Genomic DNA, 8280 nt, shown 5'->3' on the forward strand with positions numbered 1-8280 from the left:
GCCTTAGTAGAGGTGATGAATATGCAAAGCCAAACGATTCCCAATAACTTAAAAATATCTCCTTATCTCGTTTTTTATGTGATGATCTCTATGCAAATTGGCATTGGTATTCTAGGATATCAAAGAATTATTGCCGACTATGCTGGACATGATGCATGGATTTCCATTCTCATTCTAGGTGTTTATATTCATATTGTATTATGGATGATGTACAAATTATGTGAAATGGTTAATGGAGATATTATTACCGTTCATGAGTTTCTTTTTGGACGATTCATTAGTAAGGTAGCAAGCTTCGCCTTTGTTTTATTTTATATCACTTACCTTCTTTCCTTTATATTGAATTTTATCGAAGTCATTCAAATATGGATGTTTCCAGACATAAATAATTTTGCGTTTTCGGTATTGTTCTTACTTCTAGCAATATATATTGTATACGGTGGACTTAGGACAGTTGTGGGTATTTGTTTTTTTGGAACCATTTTGCCAGCCTATTTAGTATTTACATTCACCTTTACTCTAAAGTACGCTGACTTCACCCACTTATTACCGATTTGGGAACATAAATTCACCGAATTACTTCAAGCTTCTTATCATATGTCACTAACTTCTGTTGGATTTGAAGCGATTTTATTTATCTATCCTTTTATTAACCAACCGCAGAAATCGAAAAAATGGGCCCATATCGGAGTCGCCACCACGACAATTTTTTATACGGTATTAGCGATTATCGCTTTTTCCTATTTCTCAAAAAAACAATTAGAAAATACGATTTGGGCTACACTTTCTATGTGGCAAATGGTGCAATTTCCATTTGTTGAACGCTTTGAGTATATTGGAGTCGCCAATTGGTGTTTGATATTATTACCGAATATATGTCTCTCCCTTTGGATCGCTTCAAGGTTACTTAAAAGAGCCACTAAATTAAAACAAAGAAAAGGAGCCATACTGATTTCAGCCATCTCTGTCATTATCGTTACTTTTTTTGAGAAAGGCGTAGACATTGAAAGGTTTAATCAAATTGTTGAACGGATGTCTTTTGCTTTTGTATTTGTTTATGTTCCCTTATTGTACTGTTTATCCCTCATTATAAAGAAGGTGAAGAAAACATGAAGAAATGGATTTGTGTTATTTGTTGCCTGTTCATACTAACTGGATGTGTACAGAAAAGAATAATAGATGAACTCAATATTGCAGTCGCAACTGGCTTTGACCCTGATACGAGTGATGAGCATTTGTTAAAGACAACCTTTCTTATGGAAATATTCAACAAAGAAATGAGTGTAGAGAACAAAACTGTCACAACAACCGGTGATCTCAGGAAAGAGACACTCTATAAAGCAAACCGACAAGCCCCTTCTCCTATTGTGGTCGGAGGTTTAAGGCTTACATTATATAATATTGCCATTGCCGAACGTGGATTAACTGCTTATGTAGATGCCTATCAACGAGATGCTTCCATTGGCAAACGTATCTACTTCGCAACCACAGATAGTAATACGGAGGATATATTTAAAGGAGAATATGGCCCCCAAGGGAATGGAAGCTTTATTTCAGACTTAATTGAACATAATATTGACTATGGAGATTTACCTAAAACGAACTTAACCTTATTTATGAGAGATTTTTATCAGGAAGGGAAGGATATCTTCTTACCACATATCAAAAAAATCAATGAACAGGAAATCGAACTTGCGGGCATATCATTATTTAAAGATCATGCTGCATATAAAATTCTCCCAAGTGATAAATTATTTTATTTTAAATTACTCGTTGATCGTTATAGTAGAGGTGATTTCTCTATCGAGTTGCCGGATGGTGAAAAAGTGGCTATTCAAAGTATACATTCCAATCATAAATATAAATTAGATAAAAAAGATCCAACAAACATCACTATCAAAATTAAAGTCCAAGGTAATATAAAAGAATATTCCGGAAATAATATCGATGATAAAAAAATAAAAGAGATAACGAATTTTATCAATAAAAAAATAAAAAATGAATGTTTAGCGCTTATTAAGTCTTTTCAAGAAGATAATGCCGACCCAATCGGACTAGGTAAGGTTTATAGCACAAAAATAAGAAATTTTGATTATAAAGAATGGAAAGAGGGCTATCCTGACTTAAATATTAAAGTTGATCCGAAGGTGATCATACTGGATACTGGTGCATCTATCTAACAGCATTAACCCGAGAATTTTAAATTCTCGGGTTTCTTTTTCTTAGGAAGATCTGGAAAACATATACCGTTTACTATGAAAACCAATTGAAAAAATTAGTCCCATGGCAAGCATATTACCCATTAGTGAGCTTCCTCCATAACTAATGAACGGTAGTGGGATTCCTGTAATCGGTAAAACACCAATTGTCATTCCGATATTTTGAAAGACATGGAAAGTTATTAAACTAATTACCCCTACACAAACATATGTATAGAATGGCGTTCTTGTACTGATGCCTATTTTAGTTAAATGATAAATCAATAAGAAAAATAAACTAACAACCACACTTGCCCCAATAAAACCGAACTCTTCTCCTATGATACTAAAAATAAAGTCTGTGTGACTTTCTGGTAAGTAAACTTCCCTTGTGCCGTAGCCCTTTCCTGTTGTCTCACCAGAACCGATGGCAAGTAAGGAGCGTGTTAGTTGAAAACCTGTAGAACTTTGATAATTATAAGGATCGATCCAAGAATAAATTCGCCCCAATTGGTATTCCTTCACGCCCAAATATTTTTCCAACAACTCTGGATGCCACAATACAAAATAAAAAATACCAACAACTAAAGTTACACCTACACTTACAATAGGCGCGAGTATTTTCCAAGTGATACCTGAGATAAAAACCATTCCGAGCAAAATCGCTAAAATTACCAAGGAAGTCCCCAAATCTGGTTGCTGCATGATGAGCAACAAAGGGAAGCCAGTAACAATTAGCATTTTAAATAATAGGAAAAAATCTGTTTTCACAGTTTTTAATTGTGTCTTTTGATGATGGTCATCGATGACCCTGGCTAGAGCTAATATGAGAAAAACCTTTACTAACTCAGCGGGCTGTATTTGTCCAAGACCAGGCAACCGTATCCATGATTTAGCTCCATTAATTACAGGAGCAATACTTTCAGGTGCGACAACAAGAAATCCAAGTAGCAATAGTCCAAAACCGTAAGCATACCAAGATATTTTCTTTAATTGCTCAGCATCTAATGTAATGACTGCTAGTATAATCCCTATTCCCACTACATACCATACAATTTGTTTAAGTAAAAAATTCTCACCGTATTGTTCAGTCGTTTGTGCACTATATATAGAAATACAGCTCACTAAAAACAATAAAAATAAAATAAGAACTAAAGTATAATCAATTCTCGATGTTGTCGTTCGTTTAGAAGTCATTAATCAATCTCCTTATGAAACAAAGGCTCTTCATTAAAAATAATCTGTGTACAATACTTCATTATATTTTTTTTAGATGAAAATCACAACAGCTACGTATATTTCTTTTTTGTAACAAAGAAAAATGCATATTATAATTGTACATATTTACTTTGAATATCCTTTACCATCCACATGATGTTATTAGGTACTTGTGGCAAGAAATATCCGATAAAAAGAGGGCTTGTTACATATCTAGGGACGATTTTTGCATATATTTCATTCTCGAAATGATAAAAAAATAGATTATAGCTGTTACATGTAAAAGGAAAATCCCTCAGAATATATTTGGTTGCCATTTGAATATATTTAGCAAACGCTGCAATATCCTTTTTCTGTCCCAATTTAACATTAAATTCATAAAAACCAATACGAGGTTTATTCGATAAAGAAAATTCAGTATCACCATGTTGATCAATCAATTCTCCTACAAAATCGTCAGCCTGCACCTTATTTTGATACACGACATCATATAAACCAACAATTTGCATATGAGGATGAGCAATGCTTCCACCTGAATGCGGCCCATGATTCTTGAAAAAAATCACAGATTTGTATTTATCACTTTTCTCCATACTTAACCACTTGTCTAAACCAAATGTAATCAATCTGACTAAATGGTTGTCATCATACTGTGAAAGTTCCGTGTCACACTCAGCTGTCTCGATTAAGACTGTTTGATGAGCATTTTCTAATACGGGATATTTATTCTCCAACCAAATGATTGGACCATCCTCCGCAATAATGTTCGTCAATTGTTCTCTCTGACAGAACGGACACACTTGTTCTTTATTCCTTATACTATTAGGTTTCTGTTTACCAATGCTTGTATTAAAAAATAAATGAGTATTTGTCATTAGTTATTCTCTCCTGATTTCAATTACTTACTTCTATTATAAAGGGCTTCTTCTTTATAGTGTGAAAGTTTGATTATGATTAGTATAAAATTCATCAATATTAAAGGCAACTTCACTTGCGTAACAAAAGTACATTATTAAATAAGATAAAAAAGATATTTGCATATGCAAATATCTTTCTTTTACTGTTAATTTACTTTACTATGACCTCAAATTCACTATGTTCATGTAATCCTTCATCATTTTCAACATGAACGACAATCTTGTATGTTCCATTATCAGTAAATGCATGTGTTGCTGTATACATCCCACTAGTTTCCTCTACTGCATCTACCCAAGCCACCTGATGTTCATCAATCGTTTGAACGATTTCTAACCTCACATTAGCCTCTTCAAGTCCTTGTTCTTCTTTCGTAATATGAATATCAAATGGAGTTTCCTCATTCGCCTTAATATCAGCAGTAGGACTTATATGTATCGCTACATTTCCATCATGCTCATGTGTGCTATGGCCTTGATTTTCTTCTTCGCTATCTATTTCAGCACTGCCTACCGCCACTTTAACTTTAGGCATAGTGTGCATACTTCTTGCGGTGACATGTGACTGAATATGATAGATAGCATCTTTTTCAAATGTATAGGATGCAACATACTTTCCATCATTCTCGTGTTCTGCTTCTATTAATTCACTATTATCCTTTTTCCCATCTTCCCACAATTCAAATTTTACTTCATCTGCATCTTCCACAGACTCGTCTCCCTGAGTAACAGTAACTTCTAAGCGTACTTCTTCGTTCCTTTTAATCTGACTTGGTATCGAGATACTGGCATCGATTGCAGCAGGAACTGATCCTTCGCCACCACTAGAGTTTGCATCATTCCCCGCATTTCCACAAGCAGCAAGAAAAATAATCATGATTACAGAAAACGTTGATATCCACTTCTTCATAAAAAGCCCCTCTTTCTTAAACATCTAATCTTTCTCATCAATTTTACTAATAATATGTGTTAGAAAAGTGAAATAATTTGTTAATGAGAGAAATATGTAAAATAAAGAAAATATAGGTATATAAAAAGATTTATTAGGAGAAACTTCTATTACAAGTGTAAATCCCCCTTTTTGGCTTCCATTTATGGAAGCTTTTTTTACTTTTCTACAAAGCTTTCAACTAGATGCCTAGAAGCGTAATTTAAAATTAATCATACAAAAAAAGCTCATAAACCTTATAGAAGATTTAAGAGCTTTGACGCGCCTTAGAGGATTCGAACCTCTGACCCACAGCTTAGAAGGCTGTTGCTCTATCCAGCTGAGCTAAAGGCGCAAACTAAAATATGTATGGCTCCGCAGGTAGGATTCGAACCTACGACCGTTCGGTTAACAGCCGAATGCTCTACCACTGAGCTACTGCGGAATAATATAAATGGTGGGCCTAAATGGACTCGAACCATCGACCTCACGCTTATCAGGCGTGCGCTCTAACCAGCTGAGCTATAGGCCCCTATTTAAGCGGGTGAAGGGAATCGAACCCTCATCATCAGCTTGGAAGGCTGAGGTTTTACCACTAAACTACACCCGCATTTAAGAACTTCAACATACCGGTGGTCGGGGTCGAACCGACACTCCCGAAGGAACACGATTTTGAGTCGTGCGCGTCTGCCAATTCCGCCACACCGGCATAAAGGCAACACCCGGATTTGAACCGGGGATAAAGGTTTTGCAGACCTCTGCCTTACCACTTGGCTATGCTGCCATAAAACTGGGCTAGCAGGGTTCGAACCTGCGAATGACGGAATCAAAATCCGTTGCCTTACCACTTGGCTATAGCCCAATAAGTAAATTGAAAAATGGGGCGACTGATGGGAATCGAACCCACGAATGTCGGAACCACAATCCGATGCGTTAACCACTTCGCCACAATCGCCATTATTGGCAGGGGTAGTAGGAATTGAACCCACATCAAAGGTTTTGGAGACCTTCGTTTTACCATTAAACTATACCCCTAGATGGTGGAGGGGGGCAGATTCGAACTGCCGAACCCGAAGGAGCGGATTTACAGTCCGCCGCGTTTAGCCACTTCGCTACCCCTCCAAAAAAGAATAAATGGTGGCTCAGGACGGAATCGAACCGCCGACACAAGGATTTTCAGTCCTTTGCTCTACCGACTGAGCTACTGAGCCAAAATAATAAATATGTAAATGGCGGTCCGGACGGGACTCGAACCCGCGACCTCCTGCGTGACAGGCAGGCATTCTAACCAACTGAACTACCGGACCAGATTGCGGGGGCAGGATTTGAACCTGCGACCTTCGGGTTATGAGCCCGACGAGCTACCGGACTGCTCCACCCCGCGATAATAAATATTAATGGCGGAGGAAGAGGGATTCGAACCCCCGCGGGCTTTAACACCCCTGTCGGTTTTCAAGACCGATCCCTTCAGCCAGACTTGGGTATTCCTCCATTAATAAAAAAGCAATAGCGGCGGAGGGGATCGAACCCCCGACCTCACGGGTATGAACCGTACGCTCTAGCCAGCTGAGCTACACCGCCATAAAATATATTTTATAAAAATTAAATTGGTGGAGCCTAGCGGGATCGAACCGCTGACCTCCTGCGTGCAAAGCAGGCGCTCTCCCAGCTGAGCTAAGGCCCCTAAAAAGTATTCGTGGTCGGGAAGACAGGATTCGAACCTGCGACCCCTTGGTCCCAAACCAAGTGCTCTACCAAGCTGAGCTACTTCCCGAAATAAAACGCGCCCGAGAGGAGTCGAACCCCTAACCTTTTGATCCGTAGTCAAACGCTCTATCCAATTGAGCTACGGGCGCATCTGGAGCGGAAGACGGGATTCGAACCCGCGACCCTCACCTTGGCAAGGTGATGTTCTACCACTGAACTACTTCCGCAACTATTCATTATAAAACTAATGCGGGTGAAGGGAGTCGAACCCCCACGCCTTGCGGCGCCAGATCCTAAGTCTGGTGCGTCTGCCAATTCCGCCACACCCGCAAATTTAAATGGTGAGCCATGAAGGACTCGAACCTTCGACCCTCTGATTAAAAGTCAGATGCTCTACCAACTGAGCTAATGGCTCGTACAAAGCACGAGTGGTGCCGGCCAGAGGACTTGAACCCCCAACCTACTGATTACAAGTCAGTTGCTCTACCAATTGAGCTAGGCCGGCAAATATACAAAAAAATGGTGGAGGATGACGGGATCGAACCGCCGACCCTCTGCTTGTAAGGCAGATGCTCTCCCAGCTGAGCTAATCCTCCAATGGTGACCCCTACGGGATTCGAACCCGTGTTACCGCCGTGAAAGGGCGGTGTCTTAACCGCTTGACCAAGGGGCCAAAAAATAACCCCAAAAAATGGGGTAGTTTGCCCGGCAGCGTCCTACTCTCACAAGGGGACAGCCCCTAACTACCATCGGCGCTGAGAAGCTTAACTTCCGTGTTCGGTATGGGAACGGGTGTGACCTTCTCGCTATCGCCACCGGACTATGAAATTGTAAGGGAATCGTTCCCTCAAAACTAGGTAATGTTGAAGAAGATATTTATTGAGTAATCGCCTGAATGCGTGCTGTAGGATACTACTTACGTAGTGCTGTCCAGCTGCTGCGCCTAGTAGCCGCCCGCATTTCGAATTGTCCAGCTACAGCGCCTAGGTGCTCGAGGTCATAAGTCAAATTTGTCATGAGGTTAAAGAACAACCTCCTGTCAAATCCGTCTTATGCTTGTCGCACCTGTGCAAGGCGCTTTCGCTTTTCGTTTTGGTTAAGTCCTCGATCGATTAGTATTAGTCAGCTACATGTGTCGCCACACTTCCACCTCTAACCTATCAACCTGATCATCTTTCAGGGATCTTACTAGCTTGCGCTATGGGAAATCTCATCTCGAGGGGGGCTTCATGCTTAGATGCTTTCAGCACTTATCCCTTCCGCACATAGCTACCCAGCGATGCCTTTGGCAAGACAACTGGTACACCAGCGGTGC

Annotated in this window: 5 protein-coding genes, 24 tRNA genes and 2 rRNA genes; 2 read left to right on the forward strand and 29 right to left on the reverse strand. The window is 39.5% G+C overall.

The features are described 5' to 3' along the window. Positions 1–21: 21 nt before the first annotated feature. The gene (locus LCM23_RS17570; protein ID WP_224938104.1) at positions 22–1113 is read left to right on the forward strand and encodes a GerAB/ArcD/ProY family transporter; all 1092 of its coding nucleotides are present in this window, start codon (positions 22–24) and stop codon (positions 1111–1113) included. Then, positions 1110–2180: a Ger(x)C family spore germination protein gene (locus LCM23_RS17575; protein WP_224938105.1), complete on the forward strand. Its 1071-nt coding sequence runs from the start codon at positions 1110–1112 to the stop codon at positions 2178–2180. Before LCM23_RS17570 ends, LCM23_RS17575 begins: the two co-directional genes overlap by 4 nt. A gap of 42 nt (positions 2181–2222) precedes the next feature. Here the strand turns inward: LCM23_RS17575 and rodA are convergent, their stop codons facing one another. The 29 genes from rodA to LCM23_RS17720 all read right to left on the reverse strand — a co-directional run. Then, positions 2223–3395 carry a rod shape-determining protein RodA gene (gene rodA / locus LCM23_RS17580; protein ID WP_095371977.1) on the reverse strand — a complete coding sequence of 391 codons (1173 nt, stop codon included), beginning with the start codon at positions 3393–3395 and terminating at the stop codon, positions 2223–2225. A gap of 131 nt (positions 3396–3526) precedes the next feature. Continuing rightward, a complete protein-coding gene (locus LCM23_RS17585) occupies positions 3527–4291 on the reverse strand; it encodes a DUF4931 domain-containing protein (protein WP_224938106.1) in 765 nt (254 codons plus the stop codon). Between the two features lie 193 nt (positions 4292–4484). After that, positions 4485–5240 carry a FixH family protein gene (locus LCM23_RS17590; RefSeq protein ID WP_224938107.1) on the reverse strand — a complete coding sequence of 252 codons (756 nt, stop codon included), beginning with the start codon at positions 5238–5240 and terminating at the stop codon, positions 4485–4487. A 299-nt stretch (positions 5241–5539) separates the two neighbouring features. Further along, a tRNA-Arg gene (locus LCM23_RS17595) sits at positions 5540–5613 on the reverse strand. Between the two features lie 15 nt (positions 5614–5628). Then, positions 5629–5703: transfer RNA gene (locus LCM23_RS17600), tRNA-Asn, on the reverse strand. Positions 5704–5713: 10 nt separating this feature from the next. Continuing rightward, a tRNA-Ile gene (locus tag LCM23_RS17605) sits at positions 5714–5790 on the reverse strand. A 7-nt stretch (positions 5791–5797) separates the two neighbouring features. Further along, positions 5798–5868, reverse strand: a tRNA-Gly gene (locus LCM23_RS17610). A gap of 17 nt (positions 5869–5885) precedes the next feature. Continuing rightward, a tRNA-Leu gene (locus tag LCM23_RS17615) sits at positions 5886–5967 on the reverse strand. Between the two features lie 4 nt (positions 5968–5971). Continuing rightward, positions 5972–6042 (reverse strand) — tRNA-Cys (locus LCM23_RS17620). Between the two features lie 6 nt (positions 6043–6048). Then, positions 6049–6120 (reverse strand) — tRNA-Gln (locus tag LCM23_RS17625). A gap of 17 nt (positions 6121–6137) precedes the next feature. Further along, positions 6138–6213, reverse strand: a tRNA-His gene (locus LCM23_RS17630). Positions 6214–6219: 6 nt separating this feature from the next. Beyond that, positions 6220–6293, reverse strand: a tRNA-Trp gene (locus tag LCM23_RS17635). A 3-nt stretch (positions 6294–6296) separates the two neighbouring features. Then, positions 6297–6380 (reverse strand) — tRNA-Tyr (locus tag LCM23_RS17640). 13 nt (positions 6381–6393) lie between these two features. Beyond that, positions 6394–6469, reverse strand: a tRNA-Phe gene (locus LCM23_RS17645). 19 nt (positions 6470–6488) lie between these two features. Further along, positions 6489–6565: transfer RNA gene (locus LCM23_RS17650), tRNA-Asp, on the reverse strand. A gap of 3 nt (positions 6566–6568) precedes the next feature. After that, positions 6569–6642: transfer RNA gene (locus LCM23_RS17655), tRNA-Met, on the reverse strand. A gap of 14 nt (positions 6643–6656) precedes the next feature. Beyond that, positions 6657–6749: transfer RNA gene (locus LCM23_RS17660), tRNA-Ser, on the reverse strand. A gap of 16 nt (positions 6750–6765) precedes the next feature. Continuing rightward, positions 6766–6839 (reverse strand) — tRNA-Met (locus LCM23_RS17665). 27 nt (positions 6840–6866) lie between these two features. After that, positions 6867–6942: transfer RNA gene (locus LCM23_RS17670), tRNA-Ala, on the reverse strand. Between the two features lie 13 nt (positions 6943–6955). Then, a tRNA-Pro gene (locus LCM23_RS17675) sits at positions 6956–7032 on the reverse strand. A gap of 8 nt (positions 7033–7040) precedes the next feature. Continuing rightward, positions 7041–7114, reverse strand: a tRNA-Arg gene (locus tag LCM23_RS17680). Between the two features lie 3 nt (positions 7115–7117). After that, positions 7118–7192: transfer RNA gene (locus LCM23_RS17685), tRNA-Gly, on the reverse strand. A 21-nt stretch (positions 7193–7213) separates the two neighbouring features. Next, positions 7214–7295 (reverse strand) — tRNA-Leu (locus LCM23_RS17690). Positions 7296–7304: 9 nt separating this feature from the next. Beyond that, positions 7305–7380: transfer RNA gene (locus LCM23_RS17695), tRNA-Lys, on the reverse strand. Between the two features lie 14 nt (positions 7381–7394). Next, positions 7395–7470 (reverse strand) — tRNA-Thr (locus LCM23_RS17700). Positions 7471–7485: 15 nt separating this feature from the next. After that, positions 7486–7561: transfer RNA gene (locus LCM23_RS17705), tRNA-Val, on the reverse strand. A 2-nt stretch (positions 7562–7563) separates the two neighbouring features. Then, positions 7564–7638 (reverse strand) — tRNA-Glu (locus tag LCM23_RS17710). 30 nt (positions 7639–7668) lie between these two features. Then, a 5S ribosomal RNA gene (gene rrf, locus LCM23_RS17715) occupies positions 7669–7785 on the reverse strand. 272 nt (positions 7786–8057) lie between these two features. Continuing rightward, positions 8058–8280 (reverse strand): 23S ribosomal RNA (locus tag LCM23_RS17720); the annotation flags it as partial.

It is taken from the genome of Cytobacillus kochii (assembly GCF_020171845.1).
GTDB classification, from domain to species: Bacteria; Bacillota; Bacilli; order Bacillales; family Cytobacillaceae; genus Cytobacillus; species Cytobacillus kochii.